15 protein-coding genes and 1 tRNA gene are annotated in these 17,677 nt (G+C 67.8%); 7 read left to right on the top strand and 9 right to left on the bottom strand.

Going from position 1 to position 17,677, the window contains the following annotated elements; genetic code table 11:
* Window positions 1-122: 122 nt before the first annotated feature.
* The gene (locus tag R9J51_RS08420) at window positions 123-1,034 is read left to right on the top strand and encodes an acyl-CoA thioesterase (RefSeq protein WP_179504200.1); all 912 of its coding nucleotides are present in this window, start codon (window positions 123-125) and stop codon (window positions 1,032-1,034) included.
* 15 nt (window positions 1,035-1,049) lie between these two features.
* On the opposite strand, the gene R9J51_RS08415 is transcribed toward R9J51_RS08420, so the two are convergent.
* From R9J51_RS08415 to uvrC, 3 genes are all read right to left on the bottom strand, one after another.
* Entirely contained in the window at window positions 1,050-1,634 is a 585-nt protein-coding gene (locus R9J51_RS08415; RefSeq protein WP_169473667.1) for a hypothetical protein, read from the bottom strand.
* On the bottom strand, window positions 1,631-2,665 hold the full coding sequence (locus R9J51_RS08410) for a hypothetical protein (protein ID WP_218847423.1): 1,035 nt from the start codon (window positions 2,663-2,665) through the stop codon (window positions 1,631-1,633). Before R9J51_RS08410 ends, R9J51_RS08415 begins: the two co-directional genes overlap by 4 nt.
* A gap of 281 nt (window positions 2,666-2,946) precedes the next feature.
* Window positions 2,947-4,890 carry an excinuclease ABC subunit UvrC gene (gene uvrC, locus R9J51_RS08405; protein WP_168554124.1) on the bottom strand — a complete coding sequence of 648 codons (1,944 nt, stop codon included), beginning with the start codon at window positions 4,888-4,890 and terminating at the stop codon, window positions 2,947-2,949.
* Window positions 4,891-5,023: 133 nt separating this feature from the next.
* Between uvrC and R9J51_RS08400 the strand changes: the two genes are divergently transcribed.
* Complete coding sequence (locus R9J51_RS08400) at window positions 5,024-5,419, top strand: PilZ domain-containing protein (protein ID WP_168554123.1); 396 nt, start codon at window positions 5,024-5,026, stop codon at window positions 5,417-5,419.
* Window positions 5,420-5,425: 6 nt separating this feature from the next.
* Here the strand turns inward: R9J51_RS08400 and R9J51_RS08395 are convergent, their stop codons facing one another.
* The gene (locus R9J51_RS08395) at window positions 5,426-8,065 is read right to left on the bottom strand and encodes a TonB-dependent receptor (RefSeq protein WP_179504198.1); all 2,640 of its coding nucleotides are present in this window, start codon (window positions 8,063-8,065) and stop codon (window positions 5,426-5,428) included.
* 413 nt (window positions 8,066-8,478) lie between these two features.
* Between R9J51_RS08395 and infA the strand changes: the two genes are divergently transcribed.
* The 5 genes from infA to R9J51_RS08370 all read left to right on the top strand — a co-directional run bounded on the left by infA (window position 8,479) and on the right by R9J51_RS08370 (window position 10,740).
* Window positions 8,479-8,724, top strand: coding sequence for a translation initiation factor IF-1 (gene infA, locus R9J51_RS08390; protein WP_100866134.1), 246 nt, complete (start codon window positions 8,479-8,481; stop codon window positions 8,722-8,724).
* The gene (locus tag R9J51_RS08385) at window positions 8,724-9,344 is read left to right on the top strand and encodes a Maf family nucleotide pyrophosphatase (RefSeq protein WP_179504197.1); all 621 of its coding nucleotides are present in this window, start codon (window positions 8,724-8,726) and stop codon (window positions 9,342-9,344) included. Before infA ends, R9J51_RS08385 begins: the two co-directional genes overlap by 1 nt.
* Window positions 9,345-9,351: 7 nt before the next feature.
* A complete protein-coding gene (locus R9J51_RS08380) occupies window positions 9,352-10,365 on the top strand; it encodes a ribonuclease E/G (protein WP_179504196.1) in 1,014 nt (337 codons plus the stop codon).
* Window positions 10,362-10,529, top strand: a complete 168-nt coding sequence (gene yacG, locus R9J51_RS08375) for a DNA gyrase inhibitor YacG (RefSeq protein ID WP_168555406.1) — start codon at window positions 10,362-10,364, stop codon at window positions 10,527-10,529. The genes R9J51_RS08380 and yacG overlap by 4 nt, the downstream gene beginning before the upstream one ends.
* A gap of 135 nt (window positions 10,530-10,664) precedes the next feature.
* A tRNA-Phe gene (locus R9J51_RS08370) sits at window positions 10,665-10,740 on the top strand.
* A 29-nt stretch (window positions 10,741-10,769) separates the two neighbouring features.
* Here R9J51_RS08370 and R9J51_RS08365 read toward each other — a convergent pair.
* From R9J51_RS08365 to R9J51_RS08345, 5 genes are all read right to left on the bottom strand, one after another.
* Entirely contained in the window at window positions 10,770-12,155 is a 1,386-nt protein-coding gene (locus R9J51_RS08365; protein ID WP_179504195.1) for a TolC family protein, read from the bottom strand.
* Window positions 12,152-13,279 carry an efflux RND transporter periplasmic adaptor subunit gene (locus tag R9J51_RS08360; protein WP_211184795.1) on the bottom strand — a complete coding sequence of 376 codons (1,128 nt, stop codon included), beginning with the start codon at window positions 13,277-13,279 and terminating at the stop codon, window positions 12,152-12,154. The genes R9J51_RS08365 and R9J51_RS08360 overlap by 4 nt, the downstream gene beginning before the upstream one ends.
* Window positions 13,280-13,282: 3 nt before the next feature.
* Entirely contained in the window at window positions 13,283-14,932 is a 1,650-nt protein-coding gene (locus R9J51_RS08355; protein WP_179506385.1) for an ABC transporter ATP-binding protein, read from the bottom strand.
* Between the two features lie 184 nt (window positions 14,933-15,116).
* On the bottom strand, window positions 15,117-16,028 hold the full coding sequence (locus R9J51_RS08350; RefSeq protein WP_168554118.1) for a hydrogen peroxide-inducible genes activator: 912 nt from the start codon (window positions 16,026-16,028) through the stop codon (window positions 15,117-15,119).
* Window positions 16,029-16,367: 339 nt separating this feature from the next.
* A complete protein-coding gene (locus tag R9J51_RS08345) occupies window positions 16,368-17,675 on the bottom strand; it encodes a capsular biosynthesis protein (RefSeq protein ID WP_179504194.1) in 1,308 nt (435 codons plus the stop codon).
* Window positions 17,676-17,677 lie beyond the last annotated feature (2 nt).

The following is a 17,677-nucleotide window of genomic DNA, read 5'->3' as shown; positions in this document are numbered from 1 at the left end:
AGGCCGGGCGGGGCCTGTTCTTTGCCCGGCCACCGGCCAGTCTGGCGCGGCCCGTGTCACATTTGTGACGAGTGGCCGCGATGCGTTGACGGTTCGGGAAGGCGTGGAATAGGCGCACCATCATGCTCCACCCCCTGTCGACGACTCTGCTTTCCGATTCTCACGACCCCGCCGTCATCGCCGCCGGCCTTGCCCGCCTGCTGACGGTGGCACCCGAGGCCGGGACGCCCGACGCTTTTCTGGGCGCGCGCAAGCCCGGCGGGGTGGGCCGCGTGTTTGGCGGGCAGATCGTGGCCCAGGGACTGGCAGCGGCGCAGGCCACGGTGGCCGCCGATCGCCCGGTGCATTCGCTGCACGCCTATTTCCTGCGGCCGGGCAGCGAAGACCGTGAAATCCGCTACACCGTGCTGCGCGACCTGGATGGCAACAACTTTGCCAACCGCCGCGTAGTGGCCAGCCAGGGCGAAGACCCGATCTTCACGATGACCGCGTCGTTCCACCGGCGCGGCGAAGGGGTGCAGCACGGCCTGCCGATGCCCGCCGTGCCAGCGCCAGACGACCTGCCGAGCGAGGCAGACCTGCTGACGATCTACGCCGATCGCCTGTCGGAACAGCGCCGCGCCTTGCTGGCCCGCCCGCGCGCGATCGAGATGCGCCCGGCCGAGCCGCTCAACTGGCTGCGCGATACCCCGGCCGAGCCGGTGGCCCACACCTGGCTGCGCTGCGTGGCGCCCCTGCCCGATGACCCCGACCTGCACCGCGCGGTGATCGCCTATATCAGCGACATGACTCTGCTGGGCACCAGCATGTTGCCCCATGGCATCAGCGGCAAGGCCGGCACCGCCAAAGGCGCCAGCCTGGACCACGCGCTATGGTTCCATGCCGATGCCCGCGCGGACCAATGGCTGCTCTATGCCTGCGACAGCCCCTGGGCGGGGCAGATGCGCGGCTTCAGCCGTGGCCGCATCTTTACCCAGGATGGCCGCCTGGTGGCCCAAACTGCGCAGGAAGGCCTGGTCCACAAGCTGGATTGATCCGATCGGCCCGCGCTATTTCTGCGGCCGGGCCGGCGGGGCGGCCAATGCGACCGTGGCGGGCGACGCTGCCCGTGCGGGGGCGCCAACGCCAGCGGAAGGCGCGGGCTTCTGCGCGGGCACCGAACAGGCCAGGCGCTCCATTTCCGGGTGCGCGATCATCGCCGTGGCGGCAAAATGCAGGCGGCGGCCGCTGGCATCGGCAATCACGGTCTGGAGCGTGCGATCGATCGCGGTGCAGGCGGTGGGATTGCTTGCCCCGCCGCCATAGCGATTGGCCACTTGCGTCAGATAGGTGTCGAACGCGCGCCGATCGACAAAGCCATGGGCCGGGCTGACGAAGGCGTGCATCACGCGGTCGGCCGCGCCGAACGCGGCGCGGTGCACATCAAGCATCCGCGCGAAACTGCCCTCCACGTCCACGCCATGAGCCTTGCAGCGCAACGACACGGTCATCATCATCGTCTGGAACTGGTGGATCCGCGCGGCTTCCATGGTGAGGCGATCCAGGCATTCTGCACTGGTCTGCGCGGCATGGGCCAGGGGTGCTGCCGTCACGGCGGCCAGCGCGGCCAGGGTCGATAGAAGGCGCCTGGTCATTTCGCGTCTCCACAAGGCGTGATCGGAACGGCCATGATGGCGCTGAACTGGCGCACCAAGGCCTGCTGCTGGGCAAAGGCGGCATCGGCCAGCCGCTTGTACTCGGTGCCTTCCTTCGACAGCGCGTTGCGCGTGTCGGCATCGCCCATCGCCATGGCATCGTAACGGGACTGGATCGCCTGGAGATAGGCGTTGGCCTTTTGCAGGTTGGCCTGGGCCACGTCGTTGGCCGGGGAATAGACCTGCGCGTGGAAGGCGTTGCGCTCTTCTGCACTGCAAAAGCGCGCCGGCAAGACCACCGCCGGCACTGCCGCAAGCTGCGGCCGATCCGCGGTAAAATCGTGGGCGGCGGTAAGCGGCAGTTCGATCGGTGGCGGAGGCGGCGGTGGCGGTGGCGGCGCAGGCTGTGATGCAGCGACGGCGGGCGTTTCCTGCATCGCGGCAAGCATGGCCAGCACTTTGGCATCGGCGCTATCCCCGCTTGCACCGCCACCAGCCGGAACGGGCGCGGAAACAGCGACAGGCGCGGCAGCAACGGGCGGGGCAGGCAAGGCAACAACCGGCGGCGCCGCTGCTGCCACCGGAACTGGCGCGGGCACTGGCACCGGAAGCGGCACGGCCGCTGCGGCGGGCAGCGCTGGGGCCGGAGCCGGGGTAAGAACGGGAGCCGGGGCCCCCTGAGCAGGCGCCTGCCCCGGCGTGGCCACGCGATGCAGCGCCGTCAGCTTGACCCGCGCCAGCGGCGCAAAAGTGCCGTTGGGAAACTGTTGGAGATAGGCCTCGTACAGCGCCGGATCGCTGCTGCCCGCCACGCCCCGCCAGAACTCAAGCTCCATCGTCTTGTCGGTGGCATCGGGTCCTGGCGCGGCCTGAGCCTGGGCCGACGGCGGCACCATGCCCGCCGCGGCCAGCACAAGGCCGGCCAGCGCCCACAGCGCGGCCCCGCGTTGCCGCGCGTTTGCACGCAGCGCTTTGCCCGTTTCAACCCCGCGCAGGGATTGCCCCCACGCCCCCCAATTCCAATGCCTCATCACACCCCCGGCGGCGATCCACCGTTTCCCCATGCGACTCTGCCAGCGCGGTTGCCCGCTCCTAGGCAAACTACAGTTGCCCGCAAGCCAAACGCGATGCCACCACTATCGCATCCAGTATTGTGCAAAGTCGTTGGCAAGCAAGGTTATCGAAAGGGAAGGATTACGGGCGTCGCTTAAGGTCATTGCACCGCGCGGCAACCTTTTACAAAGCACGGCGCGCGCGGCAGCGACGCGCCGGCTGGCCATGGCGCACCACTTTTAGCAGTGCAGACAGGGATTTATCCGCCGGGGTGATAGAAATCGTAAATGGTCTGCGCCACGGCCGCGCTGACGCCCGGCGCGCGCATGAGGTCTTCCAGCGAGGCGGCGCGCACTTTGCCGGCGGTGCCGAAATGCAACAGCAGCGCACGTTTTCGCGATGGTCCGATCCCGGGAATCTCGTCCAGCGGGCTCGCCGTGATCGCCCGGCTGCGCTTGGCGCGGTGCGCGCCGATAGCGAATCGGTGCGCCTCGTCGCGCAATTGCTGTAGATAGAACAGCACCGGCGAGTTGAGCGGCAGCAGCTTTTCCCTTCCATCGGGGAAGTGGAAATGCTCGCGCCCGGCGTTGCGATCGGGGCCCTTGGATACCGCAATCAGCGGCACGTCCTCGATCCCGAGTTCCTCCAGCGTTTCGCGCACGGCGGTCATCTGCCCCTTGCCGCCGTCGATCAGCACCAGGTCGGGCCAGGTCCCGCCCTGCCGGTCGGGGTCTTCTTCCTGCACGCGGCCGAAACGGCGGGCCATCACTTCGCGCATCATGGCAAAGTCGTCGCCGGGGCGGGTTTCGGCGCGCTTGATGTTGAACTTGCGATACTGCCCCTTCTGGAACCCTTCCGGCCCGGCCACGACCATGCCGCCCAGAGCGTTGGTGCCCTGGATATGGCTGTTGTCGTAAACCTCGATCCGCTGCGGCACGTCGGGCAGTTCGAGGAATTCGGCCAGCTCGCGCAGAATCTTGGCCTTGGTGCCGGTTTCGGCCAGGCGGCGGTCCAGCGCTTCTGTCGCGTTGCGCTGCGCCTGTTCCATCAGGCGGCGCCGATCGCCACGCTGCGGCACGCTGATCTCCACCTTGCCCCCGGCCGCGCCTTGCAGCGCCTCGGCCAGCAGCTCGGCCTCGGGCAGCACGCGGTCGACCATGATCAGGCGCGGTGGCGGCACTTCTTCATAGAACTGCGCGAGGAACGCGGTCATCACTTCGGCTTCTTCCAGCCCTTCGGTGTGGGTGGGGAAGAACGCGCGGTGGCCCCAGTTCTGGCCGCCGCGAATGAAGAAGGCCTGGATCGCGATCTGGCCGCCTTTCGATCCCATGGCAAAGACATCGCCATTGCCCACGCCTTCGGCGTTGATCGCCTGGCTGCCCTGGATGAACGTGGCCGCGCGCAGCCGGTCGCGCAGCATGGCCGCGCGCTCGAAATCGAGGTTTTCGGCCGCCTCGCTCATCTGCACTTCGATTTCGCGCTGCACCGCGCCGGATTTGCCGCCGAGGAAATCCTTGGCCTGGCGCACCAGCTCGGCATAGTCGCCCTCGCTGATGCGATCGACGCAAGGGGCAGAGCAGCGCTTGATCTGGTAGAGCAGGCAGGGCCGGTCGCGCCGGGCCATGAAGCCATCGTTGCAGCTGCGCAGCAGGAACAGCTTTTGCAGCGCGTTGATCGTGGTGTTGACCGATCCTGCGCTGGCAAAGGGACCATAATAGTTGCCCTTGGCCTTGCGCGCGCCGCGATGCTTCATGATGCGGGGAAATGCATGATCGGCCCGCAACAGGATGAAGGGGAACGATTTGTCGTCGCGCAGCAGGACGTTGTAGGGCGGGCGGTAGCGCTTGATCAGCTGCGCTTCGAGCAGCAGCGCCTCGGCCTCGGAATTGGTGGTCACGATCGTCATCGACCGCGTCTGGCTGACCATGCGGCGCAGACGATTGGGCAGGCGATCGACCTGGGTGTAATTCGCCACGCGGTTTTTCAGCGCGCGCGCTTTGCCCACATAGAGCACGTCGCCACGCGTATCGAGCATGCGATAGACGCCCGGCTTGGGCTTGAGCGTGCGGACCACGTCGCGGATCGTTTCCACCCCGCGTTCCAGATCGGGCTGGTCACTGCCGCGCATCGTGGAAATGGCGGCATCTTCGTGGAAGCGCTCGGTATCGCGATCGGGTGGTGGGGATGCGCTCTTGCGGGCCATGACTGCCAGATAGGGGTTGCGGCGCGGTTTGGGGAGAGCCCGAAAGATCGCCGACGGTGGACAAACTGCTGCGCAATTGTCCCTATCGCGCTGCCAAACCCGCTTTTACCGCGCCGCGCCGATGCTGCGAGCCATGTTCCATGGCCCCGTCTTCGGCGATTCCCGCGCGATCGGCACGCATGGGCGCCGCACCGCCCCGCGCGCGCGGCTCAACATTCCGGGCAGGATCATCCTGCGTCGCGGCGTGGTCGAGTGCCTGGTGGAGGACCTTTCGCGCACCGGCGCCCGGTTGATGCTGCGCGATATGCCCGCGCTGGGTGAAACCGGCATCCTCGAAATCAACCGCATCGAGGGCTTTGGCGCGGCGGTGTGGATCAAGGGTGCGCGCTGCGGCTTTCACTTCGACGAGCCGCTGGCCCTGCAACAAGTGGTAGACCTGCGCCAGTTTGCCGACCATTTCACCGAGCATCGCCGCGAACAGGAACGCACCGCCGCCCGCGAATTCGTGCAGGGGCGGCGGTTCGTATAGACGGCGTCAGAACTGCTTGCGGAACTCGATCTTGAACACGCGGCCCGTGGGATCAAGGTAGCCGGCCTGATAGCGCAGCGGGATATCGCCGTTCTGGTCGGTCACCTTTTGCTGCGCATCGAACAGGTTGTTCACCGCCAGCGAAACGCGCGCGTTCTTGAGGAACGGCACGGCCTTGACCACGCCCGGCCGGCGGCCGAGATCGGCGAACAGGCGCAGGTTGAACTTGGCGATGGGGTGGAAATCGAGGCTGGTGGTGCCCGAATCGGCATGGGCCGCCCCGGTATAAGTGCCGGTAAAGCGCACGCCGAAGCTGCGATAGAAACCGCCGCCTTCCAGCTCGATGCTGTGCCGCGCCACGCCCGTGCTCGACAGCGCATCGCCGCCGAGCAGGTTGTAGACGGTGCCGCCCGGCGTCAGTTGCACCCGGTCCATCAGCATGATCGTATGCGTCAGCGACAGGTTCCAGCGCCCGCGCCCGTCGAACCCGCCGGGCCCGCCGGGACCACCAGGCGGCGGTCCGCCCGGGCCACCACCCGGCCCACCGCCGCCGGCCGCGCCCATGCGCGGCCCGCCCCCTGGGCCACCTGGCCCACCGGGGCCAAAGCCCCCCGGCACCATGCCGCGCATGCCGCCAGAACGCCGCATGTTGGGATCTGGCGTGCCAAAGCTGCCCGACAGGTTGATGCCATAGCGCAGGCTGTTGCTTTCCTCGCGCGCGAAAGTCACCGGGCTTTCGTCCACCGAGACGATATCGCCAGCGGCATTGCGCACGACCCGCCCCGGATAGGCCGCTTCCACTTCGGCAGTCAGCAGCGGGAAGCTGTTGCTGGTGTTGAAGCTGCGGTTGCGGAAGTATTCGACGATGAACGTGGAATTGGTCAGGAACGGCAGCGTCCAGTTGCCCGCCAGCTTCACGTCGCGCTGGCGTTCCTTGAGCAAGTCGGGATTGCCGCCGCTGGTGACCGTGGCCAGCACCGTGGCGCCCTTGATGAAATCATAGATTGCCACGTTCTGCGTGGTGGTGGTGGGCGCGCCCAGTTGCGACAGCGTGGGTGCGGTTTCCGCGCCGATGAACGTGGCGGTGAAGCTCAGCTTGTTGGTCGGGCGCCAGGTCAGCCCGCCACCGAAATCATATAGCCCGCCAAAATCGGACAGGCGGTGCGCCTCGGCATTGAGGTTGAGCGACAGGTTGCCCAGGAACCCGCCGAAATTCTCGCGCTTGCTGGTGATCGGCAGATCCAGGCTGAAGCCCACTTGCGCGTCGCCCCGGTTGAGGTCGATCGCCCCGGTCGTGGTGCGCGTGTCGGTGCTGTGGATGCCGGAATAGGCAAAGCCGGTCTTGACGGTGAGCGAGGCAGCGCCGCCCGGCAAGCGGAACGGCTGGCCGTTGAGCGTGGCCAGCGAGGTCAGCGTGTTGGTGCGGCTGAGCGCGCGGTCGATCCCGCCGGCCACGATGGCGCTGGCCGGAAGCGCGCCGGTCGCGCTCAGGCTGCCATCATCGACCAGCGATTGCAGGCCGGACAGATCGGCATTGCGGTCGATCCGGGTGTCGGTTTCCACATGGCTGCCATCGGCCGTGACCGAAAGCTGCCAGGCCCCCAGCCCGGCGTTGAGCCCCGCCCCGGCCGAAAGCGTGGTGGTATAAGTGCGCGTGGTCAGCGGCTCGGGCGCGGTGGTGGTGCGCGTCACATCGGTGCCGTTGTCGGTGAGTGTCACGGTGTTGAGGCCGTTCCAGCTGCGGCTGTAATCGCGCTGGGCCAAGACATTGAGCGTCAGGCCCGTGCCCAGGCCGATGGGCTTGGACCAAGTGGCGTTGAGCGCGGCACTGTCGGCCTTGGCTTGCAGCGTGCGGTAATCGGCCTGGGCGGGATCGCCCGCGACGGTGCTGCCGCTGGTCGTGCTCTGCTGGCTGATCCCGCGCTCGGCCTCGGTAATGGCGCTCTGCGTGGAAACCGTGCCGGTCACGTTGATGCGCGCCTTGTTGGCGATCTTGGCCAGCGTGGCTTCCTCGCTCAGCGCGGCATAGCTGCCGTTGCCGGGCAGATCGACTTCGGTCTCGGTGCTCAGGCTCTTGTAGTGATCCTTGAGGATGAAGTTCACCACGCGCTGGTCCGGGCGATAGCCGTATTTCAGCGCGACTTCCTCGGGCAGCACTTCCACCCGGCGGATCGCCTCGGGCGGAAGCCCGCGCATTTCGCGGAAGCTGGAAATGCGCAGGCCGTTGAGCAGGATCACCGGCCCGTCGCTGCTGCGGCCACGCCCGGAATCGGTCTGCGGTGCCAGCACGGCAAGCAGTTCCTGGATCGAACTGACGCCGTAGGATGCGATCGCCTCTTCATCCAGAGTCACGATCGGCGGTTGATCGGCCTTGACCACACCTTTGAGCGGCGTGGCGATGACCAGGATTTCCCCCGTCACATCGTCGATACCATCGCCATTGGCGTCCACGCCGGGCTGGCCCTCGCTGGTGACCATCTGCGTGCCACTGCCTGCAACGGTCGCGTCCTGCGCCGGCGCAGGGGCCGTGGCCGCCTGGTCGCTCGCCACGTCTGCGCCGGCCGGCGTGACGGCGGCATGGGCGCTCGCCCCCCCGATCACGGCAACCACGGAAACGGCAGACAGCAAGGCAAAACGAGAAGACACGCGCAATAATCCCGATGGTTGCGGCCGGAACGATCGGCCGGAAAATGGACGTGCAGGGACCGACCTTGCCGTGGCGCAGCATGCGACCAGCCAAGACCAGACCCAAGGTCTGACAAGGCCTAGCTGGCCTGTGCCATGGGTTGAAACAACTCGCAAATCGTATCAATTTGTCGTCTCTGCCGCGCCACCGGGCAATCTGCCGCTGCGTGTGCCGCGCTCGCACGTGCGAAAATGCCCGTCGGCGCGGTGAAAACAAGGGCGCGATTGCAGGGCTTTTCTTTTTGCAGCCGGAACGCTATGGGCGCCACGCGCGTCGTTTTAGCGACCTCCCATCCCATGGCTGTGCAACTCGTGCCTTGCCGGTGCCGGTTGACGTTCCGGCCATCCGAGACAAAAGGCTACTGAACCCGCCGATGGCGAAAGAAGAACTCCTCGAGATGCGCGGCACGGTGGTGGAACTGCTGCCCAATGCCATGTTCCGCGTGCGCCTGGAAAACGATCACGAGATCCTGGGCCACACCGCCGGCAAAATGCGCAAGAACCGCATTCGCGTGCTGGTGGGCGATGAAGTGCTGGTGGAACTGACGCCCTATGACCTGACCAAGGGGCGCATCACCTATCGCTTCATGCCCGGCCGAGGCGGCCCCGGCCCTTATTGATGAACGCACCCGTGGGCGCCGCCCCACAGCCCACATCGCGCGTGCCGCTTCCGCCGCTGGTGCTGGCATCGGCCAGCCCGCGTCGGCGCGACCTGATCGCACGGCTGGGCCTGGTGCCCGATCGCATCCTCGCCACCGACATCGATGAAAGCCCGCTGCCGGCCGAAACGCCGCGCGCCCATGCCGTGCGCCTGGCCGCCGAAAAGGCGCGTGCCGCAGCCCGGCTTGCGCCCGACGCCGCGATCCTTTCGGGCGATACCGTGGTCGGTGCCGGGCGCCGCATCCTGCCCAAGGCCGAAGACGAGGCGACCGCGCGGGATTGCCTGGCACTGCTGTCGGGCCGGCGTCACCGCGTGTTCTCCGCCGTGGCCCTGTTGATGCCCGATGGCACCCTGCGCGAAGCCTTGAGCGAGACCATCGTGCGGTTCAAGCGGCTGAGCCCGGCCGAGATCGATGCCTATATCGCCGGGGGCGAATGGCACGGCAAGGCCGGCGGCTATGCCATCCAGGGCAGCGCCGAAGGGTTCTGCGCCTGGCTGGCCGGCAGCCATTCGGGTGTGATCGGCCTGCCACTGTACGAAACCCGCCGGCTGCTGGTGGCCGCCGGCCTGCTGGCCTGAAGCGGCCATGACCGCCACTTGGCTGGTGGAGCAAGGCATCGGTGAAACCCGCGCCGCGCTGGTCGACGGCGGCACGATCCTGGCCGCGCGGGTGGAATGGTCCGGTGGTTTGGCCCCGGGTCTGGTGGCACCGGCGCGCGTGGCCAGCCGCCTTGCCGGCACCCGGCGCGGCACGGTGCAGTTTGCCGATGGCGCCATCGCCCTGGTCGATGGCCTGACGCCGGCCCTGCCCGAAGGCGCATCCGGCCTGTTCCGCGTGACGCGCGCCGCCATTGCCGAAAAAGGCCGCACCAAGCTGCCCATGGCTCGCCCCGCCGGCCCTGCCGAAGAAGCACGTCCCGCCCCCACCCTGGCCGAGCAACTGGCCACCACCGGCTTGCCGGTGCGGACCATCCACGCCACCGATCCCGCGCTGGACCAGGCCGGCTGGGAAGACCTGGTGGACGAAGCGATGACCGGTGACATCGCCTTTCCGCGCGGCGCCTTGTGCATCAGTCCAACCCCGGCGATGACCCTGATCGACGTGGATGGCAGCCCGCCGCTGCCCGCCCTGTCGCTGGCCGCCGTGCCCGCGATTGCCTGCGCGATCATGCGCATGGATATCGGCGGTTCGATCGGCATCGATTTTCCCACCCTTGCGGAAAAGCGCGATCGCCAGGCGGTGGACGCTGCCCTGGCAGAGGAACTGGCCCTGCTGGGTGCCCAGACCGGCTGGCGCGGGGAGCGCACGGCGATGAATGGCTTCGGCTTCGTGCAGATCGTCTCGCGCCTGGAACGCCCGTCCCTTCCCGCACTGTTCGCGCGCCAGCCGCTGGGCGCAGCGGCGCGGCGCCTGCTGCGGCGCGCCGAACGCGTGCGCGAGCCCGGCGCCCTGCTGCTGACCTGCCACCCCGCCCTGCGCCGCGCCGTTCTGCCCGCGTGGGAAGCCGAACTGGCGCGCCGCGCCGGGCGCGTGGTAAACTGGTCGCTGGACGAAACGCTTGCACCCACCGCCGGATTTGCCCAGGCGACTCAACCATGACCACCACGCCCAAACGCTGCCCGATCTGCGGCAAGCCGCGCAGCGATGCGCACAAACCGTTCTGCTCTACCCGCTGCCGCGACCGTGACTTGGTGCGCTGGCTGGAAGACGGCTATGCCCTGCCCGGCCCCGCGGCCGATGCCGAGGAAGAAGGCCCCGATTGAGCGCGCCGGCCGCCCGCCCAAAAATCCCGATTGTGGAAAAATAGATGCATTAGAGGGCTGGACAAGCCCCGGCGGCCTCGCCATAGGGCGCTTCACCAAACGCAAGGCGCCGGCCCAACGGCCCGCCAGCGGCATGCCCGGGTAGCTCAGTTGGTAGAGCACGTGACTGAAAATCACGGTGTCGGCGGTTCGATTCCGTCCCCGGGCACCACTTCCTTCCTCGACATTTTCCCGCCCGCTTCATTCCAGGCCCAGGCTCGCTCCGTCCATCAGGCTGGCGGCGAGTTCCGCGCGCGCCGCGGCGTGGCGGTAGAGCGCGTCGATCTGGCGCAGTTGCGCATCGGCCGCGGCTTCCTCGCGCAAGTTGACCGGCAGGAAATCACTGGCGCCCAGGGCAAAGCGGCGGCGTTCGGCTTCGGCCATGCGGCGGGCCAGCTGGGCTTCGTCGGCCGCCAGGGTGGCCAGGCGTTCTGCCCCGGTGACCTGCACGCGCAGGCTTGCCAGGTCTGCGGTGATCTGCTGTTCGGCCAGGCGCAGGCGACGGGCCAGGGCATCGGCATCGGCCTGGGCTTCGGCCAGGCGGCCACGCGCGGCGCGCTGTTCCAGCGGCATCGACAGGCGCACGCCAAACAACACTTCGCCCGGTGCGCGCGTGGGGCTGCCGGGGCCGAAATCCTTGGCCGCTTCCACCCGCAGGTCCAGCTTGGGCAGCATGTCGTTACTGGCCAGATCACCGCGCAACTGCGCCTGCTGTACCCGAGCGAGCAGGATCTGCAGATCGGGGCGTCCGGCCAGGACCGTGGTGGTATCGGCCAGGCGCGGCGCCACCCCATCGGGAAACGCGGCCGGCAGGTCTTCGCCGCGCGCCACGATCGGCTGGCCCAGATCATCGCGCCAGAACAGCGATAGCGCCTGGGCCGCGACCGCCAGGTCCTGTTCCGAGCGCACCAGCAAGGCTTCACGCCGCACGATGTTCTGGCGGTTTTCCACCGCCAGCATCGCCGGCCGGGCCCCCAGTTGCACCTGTCGCTCGATCGAGGCCTGGCGCTGGCGCGCCAGATCGAGCAGGTCGCGATAGGTCCGCATGCGCAGGCCAGCCGCCACCCACTGCTGATAGGCATCGGCCGCGCGGCGCTGTACGCCGATCGCCACCATCACCCGATCGAGATCGGCAATCGCGGCATCGCCCTCTGCTTGGGCCAGCTTGGTGCGGCGTTCGTCCACCAGCCGGTCGCGCAGCAGGGAAAACACCGCGCCGGCGCGCACTTCGCCCAGGCCATTGGTCACGTTCTTGCCGTCGTAGGTGGCAAAGCGCCCGGCGGAGATGCGATAGCCGCCATAGACCTGGCCGCCATTGTTGGTCATCGGCCGCGTCAGCTTCACGTCGGCCAGGGCATTGTCGTAATAGCCCAGCGGCCGCGCCTGCGCTTCGGTTTCGAACACCATGTCGAACAGGCCTTGCGCGGCCAGGGTGCGGGCATCGGCGGCGCGCTGCCGGGCCATGGCTTCAAGCACCAGTGGCTGGTGACGGGCCGAAGCGCGCAGCACCGCATCGAGCGTGAGTTCGGCGGCCAGCGCGCCCTGGCTGACCAGCAGGGCGCAGGCGGCGATCAGGGCACGGATCACTTTTCCTCCTCCCCGCCGTCCTTGCCGCCGGCATAATCGCCCGCCTTGGCCGATTTGGCCTTGGCCGCGTCCTTGTCAGCCAGGCCCTTGCCGGCGCCCTTGCGCGGTCCGGTTTCCACCGGGCGCTGGAATTCAAGCGGGAAATCGTTGAGCTGGCGCCACAGTTCATAGCCGACGCTGACCGTTTCCATCTGGATCCAGCCGCGCACGCGCGAACCCAGGCGGGTGAAATGGTCTTCGGGCCAGGCCGGCTTGCCCGGCATGGGCTCCACCAGAACGCGGAACAGGCCATTGGCCTGGGCCGACGGATCGATGCTGCGCACCCGGCCATCGAACATGCCCTGCGCCACCGAAGGCCAACCGCTGAACTGGATCGCAGGCCAGCCTTCGAAATGCAGCCGCACGCCCTGCCCGCGCCGCACCAGCGCCACGTCGCGCCCATCGACCATCAGTTCCACCACCCGCACGGGGCGTTCGGGTGCCAGCGACGCGAGCCAGTCGCCCGCGCTGACCAGCGTGGCCCCGGCGGCGGTGTTGAGCGCCTGGATGCGGCCATCGCGCGGCGCGCGCACCAACTGGGCCGATTGCCGGGTGCGGGCAATGTCCACGCGGCTCAATTTGGCGCGCGCCTCGGCCAGCTTGGCCCCGTGTTCGGCCACCTTGATCTGCGCGTTTTCGAAATCGCGCCGCGCGGCAAGGCCATCGGCCAGCAACTGGGCAGAGCGGCCCACGTCGATCCGGGCGACGGCCATGGCCTGTTCACTGGCAACGATCTGCGCCAGCACTTGGGCGCGTTCGGCCGCCAGCCGCTCCAGCAGGCCGGGATCGTTGTCCACCACCCGCGCGATCGGGTCTCCCGCCTTCACGCTTTGCCCGTCGGTCACATACCAGCGCTCCACCCGCCCGGGCACCAGCGCGGTGACTTGCTGCACGCGGTCTGCGGGGTTGAGCGCAACCACCTGCCCCGTACCCGGCGCGGTCTGCACCCAGGGGATCAGCAGAGCGCCCAGCACCACCAGCGGAATGGCGATGCCGATCATCCAGCCCAGCGCCACGGCGATGCGCGGCGGCCGCAGACTGGCCAGCGTGGGGAAACGCAACATCTCCTGCGCACGGCTTGCCATGGTTCAGCCCTCCTTTCCGGTATCTTGCAGACTGGCACTGCGCCGCTGGACGGTTTCGCCCAGATGCAGCCAGGCATCGTGCGCCACCGCCCCAGGGCGGCCGGTGAAATGCAGCACCGTGGTGCCGTGCGGGCGCAACACGGCCAGCACCTGGCCCAGCCGTTCGGGCTCCAGCATGTCGTAGAGCGGGGACAGCACCAGCACCCGCGGGCAAGCCAGGATCGCCCCGGCCAGCTTGAGCAACATGGTTTCGCCCACCGCCAGCGGCCAGCCCGAGCTGGACAGCATGGTATCCAGGCCTGCGGGCAAGGCGCCCACCCGCTCGTCCAGCCCGACCAGTGCCAAGGCATCGAGCACGGCCCCGCCGCGCCCATCAGGCTGGCCCGCCGCGGCCAGGCGCAAGTAATCGCGCACGGTCATTTCCACGATCGTCGGGCGATCGAGCACCACCACATCGGCGCGCAGGCGCACCATGTCGAAGGTGCCCAGGTCGGCGCCGCCCACGCGCACGAGGCCGCGTTCGGGCGTGGCCAGGCGCTTGAGCAGGGTGGTGACGCTGCGCTCCACCCCCGGCGCCGCCAGCACGCCGACGTGCTCCCCGCTTTCGATCGCGAAGTCCAGGCGGTGATCGCCCAGCACCACGCCCTGGAAACGGATGGCGCCATGGGGCAGCGCGAGGGAATCGGCCTCAGGCGCGGCTTCCTGCGGCACGTCCCAGAACAGCGCCAGTTCTTCCAGCCCGGCGGCCAGGTCGTAGAACACCTCGAGATAGCCGCCCAACTGGGCGATACCATAGAACACGCCCGAGAGGATCAGTTCGGCCGCAACCAGTTGCCCCACCGAAAGCTCGCCCTGCAGGATCAGCCAGCCGCCCATCGCCAAAAGCCCGGCGCTGGCCAGGGCATAAACCAGCAACAGGCACAGCGTCTGGCTGAAAGTGTGGCGGAAATGGCGCCGGTGCGCGGCGACATACGTGGCGGTCATCGCCTCGCTGCGGTCGATGGCAAAGTTGATGTGGCGGCCAGACTTGTAGAACCCGTTCGAAGCGCCCAGGCTTTCCAGCCAATGCGCGGCGGCATGCTTGGCATGGCTCTTGGCCACGGCACTGGCCAGCGAGGGCAGCAGCCAGGCGCGCCAGATCACCAGCACCACCAGCACCAGCACCACGTTGAACGCCAGGAAGAACGGGTGGTAGAAACTCGTCACGACCAGGCCCACCAGGCTTTGCAGCACGATGGCAAAGCCGCCGATCACCAGGCTGGTCAGCGCCTTTTGCACCGTGCCCATGTCGAAAAAGCGGTTGAACAAGTCACCGTGCCGTGCGTCGACGAAGAACGGGTTCTGCGCATGGATCGCCCGCGTGGTGATCTCGGCCACCAGGCGCGCGAAAAAGCGCTGCTCGAACCGCGCCATGATCGCCACGCGCAACGCCATCAGCGCACCGGCCAGCAGCAGCAGGGCAAACAGCACCAGTGCCAGGGTAAACAACGGCGCGGGCAGCGCGATGTTGGCCACAGAGTTGATCAGCAGCTGCACCGAGATCGGCGTGGCCAGCGACAAGAGCGAAATCGCCGCGCCATAGACCAGCGCCAGGCGGATGAAGGCCTTGTCGGGCGAGAGCACCAGGCTGGTCCAGCGGCGCAAGTCGCGCATGGTCAACCGGTGGCCGTGGCCGGCCTGCCCGCCGGGGGCATGGTGGGGGTGGGATGGGTCTTGGGCGCTTGCGTCCATGAAAGGCGGCCTTCCTTGCCGGGCGTGGATTGTGCTGCCCGCTAAGGTGGATTTCGCCGCGCATTGCGCCAATACGGTGTGCACCTATGCTTTCGATAGGTTTTTCCTATCGCTCGGCAATGCTCCGCAACGTCTCTGCCAGAAGCACGAGGTCGCGCGAACGCCCTGCCCCAGCGCGCCACACCAGTCCGATTTCGCGATAGGGCCGGCCGCCGGCAAACGGCCGCACGATCACGTCGCCCCCTTCGCCGATTTCCTGCCGCACATAAAGCTGGGGCAGCAGCGCCAGCCCCATGCCCATCCCGGCCATCTGGCGCACGGCATCCAGGCTCGTGCCCTCGTAATCGCGCAGCACGTGTGCGCCGGATCGTTCGGCCAGGGCAGCCACCTGCTGGCTCAGGCGGTATTCGGGCTGCATGGTCAACAGCCCGCGTCCGGCAAGGTGTTCGGGCCGCACTTGCGCCACTGCCGCCATCGGATCGTCCGCCGCCATGGCCAGAAACATCGGTTCACGAAACAGGCGCTCTATGTGGAATCCCTGCTCTGCCACTGGCAGCTGCACCAGCACGGTATCGTGGCGCCCTTCGGCCAAGTGTTCGAGCAGCGCATCGGGCAGGCCTTCGCGCACATGCACCTTGAGCGTGGGGTGCGTGGCATGAAGGCGCGCCACCAGTTGCGGGAGGATATAGGGCCCTAGCGTGGGCGATACGCCCAGGCGCAGCGTGCCGGCCAGTTCGCCTTCGCGGTGGCGCCGGGCAAGATCGGCAAAGCCTTCCGCCTCGGCCAATACGCGGCGCGCGGCGGCCACGGCCTCGCGCCCCAGCGGCGTCAGCACCACGCGCCCGCCGCGTTCGGCCACGGCGCCGCCCAGCAGGCTTTCGAGCAGATGGATCTGTTGCGAAAACGAGGGCTGCGAAACGCCCACAGCCGCCGCGCCGCGGGTGAAGTTGCCGCATTCGGCCAGCGCCACCAGGTAGCGCAGCTGGCGCAGGCTGGGCCATGCCGTGGTTTCGCTCATGCCTCGTGCCTCCCCGCCATCGGTGCACCAGGTCTTAGCGTGAACCGGCCGCGCTGACCAAGCCCCAAGCGGCCCCTGGGGCGAATAGTTGCATGAAACGCAACTATGGTACCGTTATTCGCATTTGTCAGACTCGGGGAATTCCCCCATTGAGAGCGGGCCTTTCAGGCATCCTCTCCCAAACTTTCCAAGGCCGGTCGCAAGACCGGCCTTTTTTTTGCACGCCTCGCCGACGCGATGTGCTGCATGCGCGCCAAAGCGAAAGGCGGGGCGTCGGGGCTCCCACCCCTCCGTCACCCCCCGCTTTCCCCATGCGTCACTTGCACGAAACGCATGAAATCACTCTGGGGCGATCGGCCGGCGCTCCAACCGGGCGACAGCGTGGCGCACCACCTTTTCCAGCGCCGGGGCGGAAAAGAATCCGCCGGGAATGAGGCACCGCTCGATCAGCACACGGCGGAACGCGGCAAAAGTATCCACGTCGGGCGCCACGGGATGCTGCCAGAACGCGTCGAGCCCGTCCTGGCAGGTGATCTGCGGCATATCGTAGACCGCGTGGCCCAGCGCCACCACCGGCACGCCTTCGGCCAGGGCCAGCGTGCCACTGGTGCTGTTGATCGTCACCACCCCCAGCGAGCGGCGGATCACCGGCACGATATCGCCCATGCTCAGGTAATCGACCCGGTCGGCCACGCCGAACAGGCGCGCCATGTCGGCGGTTTCCTGCTGCCAATCGCGCACCCCGTTATCCAGTGGGTGTTCCTTGACCACCAGCCGCACATCGGCCGGGGCGTGCGCGGCAAACGACCCCACGATCAAGCGCAGCGCGTCGGCGATCCCCGCAAAGGGCGAATGCAGGCGGATCTGCGCATCCGAATCGAGCTGCAACGGAAACAGGAAAAACCGGTCTTCCCGTGTTTCCAGGCGATGGAGCAAGGCCCCCGCATCGCGCTGGCGCGCCTTGCGACGCGAGAGCTTGCGCCACCAGCCCATCGCCTCCACCAGCGGATGCCAGGGGCGGTGGTTGGTCCAATGCGGGTAGTACCAGCGGGTGAACACGTCGGCAAAGTTGTAGGCCAGCCCTTCGGCCGCACGACGGCGAAAAGAGGACGGCACTTGCGCGTGGGGCGGAACCGCCGGCAGGGCCGCGGCGGTTGCGCGATACCAGGCCGGATCGCTGGGCAGCGACGAATTGCCGTTCACTCCGCCGCGTTCCAGCGTGACCCAGTCAGGGCGGATATAGCCTTCCTCGAACACGTGGACCGCCACGCCCAGGTCCTGGCAGACACGAATCGCCGGGCGGTGGTGGTCGCGGCAATCGCCGAACAGCACCACATCGGTTACACCCTTGTTCCGAACCAGATCGGCAAAGAACGCCGGCCAGCGATCGAGCGAATCGCGATAGTCCATGCCGTTGGGCAAGCGCCAGAACAGCCGGTCGCCACCGTTGAAATTGACCTTGTACACGGCGTGGCCGGCGCGCAGCAGCGCCTTGCCCAGCTCGTGAAACAGCGGGCCCATCAACCCTTGCAGCAGCAGGATCGTGCGCGGGCCCGAATCGTTGTCGGATGGGATCTTGGCGGAGGGGGCGGCGGCAGGGAAATCCAAATGCGGCGGCACGGGCGGCGAATTGGGCAACTCTTGCATTC

Origin of the sequence: Novosphingobium rhizosphaerae, assembly GCF_050920675.1 — a bacterium.
GTDB lineage: Bacteria > Pseudomonadota > Alphaproteobacteria > Sphingomonadales > Sphingomonadaceae > Novosphingobium > Novosphingobium rhizosphaerae.
The sequence above is the reverse complement of the archived record's forward strand: the minus strand, read 5'-3'. Positions and strand labels throughout refer to the sequence as shown.

Excerpts from the sequence above, each read along its gene's own strand:
- uvrC (WP_168554124.1), bottom strand. The coding sequence starts at position 4,890 with ATGGCCCGCAAGAGCGCATCCCCACCACCCGATCGCGATACCGAGCGC.
- R9J51_RS08355 (WP_179506385.1), bottom strand. The coding sequence starts at position 14,932 with ATGCGCGACTTGCGCCGCTGGACCAGCCTGGTGCTCTCGCCCGACAAG.
- R9J51_RS08415 (WP_169473667.1), bottom strand. The coding sequence starts at position 1,634 with ATGACCAGGCGCCTTCTATCGACCCTGGCCGCGCTGGCCGCCGTGACG.
- R9J51_RS08380 (WP_179504196.1), top strand. The coding sequence starts at position 9,352 with ATGACCGCCACTTGGCTGGTGGAGCAAGGCATCGGTGAAACCCGCGCC.
- R9J51_RS08420 (WP_179504200.1), top strand. The coding sequence starts at position 123 with ATGCTCCACCCCCTGTCGACGACTCTGCTTTCCGATTCTCACGACCCC.
- yacG (WP_168555406.1), top strand. The coding sequence starts at position 10,362 with ATGACCACCACGCCCAAACGCTGCCCGATCTGCGGCAAGCCGCGCAGC.
- infA (WP_100866134.1), top strand. The coding sequence starts at position 8,479 with ATGGCGAAAGAAGAACTCCTCGAGATGCGCGGCACGGTGGTGGAACTG.
- R9J51_RS08400 (WP_168554123.1), top strand. The coding sequence starts at position 5,024 with ATGTTCCATGGCCCCGTCTTCGGCGATTCCCGCGCGATCGGCACGCAT.
- R9J51_RS08345 (WP_179504194.1), bottom strand. The coding sequence starts at position 17,675 with ATGCAAGAGTTGCCCAATTCGCCGCCCGTGCCGCCGCATTTGGATTTC.
- R9J51_RS08385 (WP_179504197.1), top strand. The coding sequence starts at position 8,724 with ATGAACGCACCCGTGGGCGCCGCCCCACAGCCCACATCGCGCGTGCCG.
- R9J51_RS08410 (WP_218847423.1), bottom strand. The coding sequence starts at position 2,665 with ATGAGGCATTGGAATTGGGGGGCGTGGGGGCAATCCCTGCGCGGGGTT.
- R9J51_RS08360 (WP_211184795.1), bottom strand. The coding sequence starts at position 13,279 with ATGGCAAGCCGTGCGCAGGAGATGTTGCGTTTCCCCACGCTGGCCAGT.
- R9J51_RS08350 (WP_168554118.1), bottom strand. The coding sequence starts at position 16,028 with ATGAGCGAAACCACGGCATGGCCCAGCCTGCGCCAGCTGCGCTACCTG.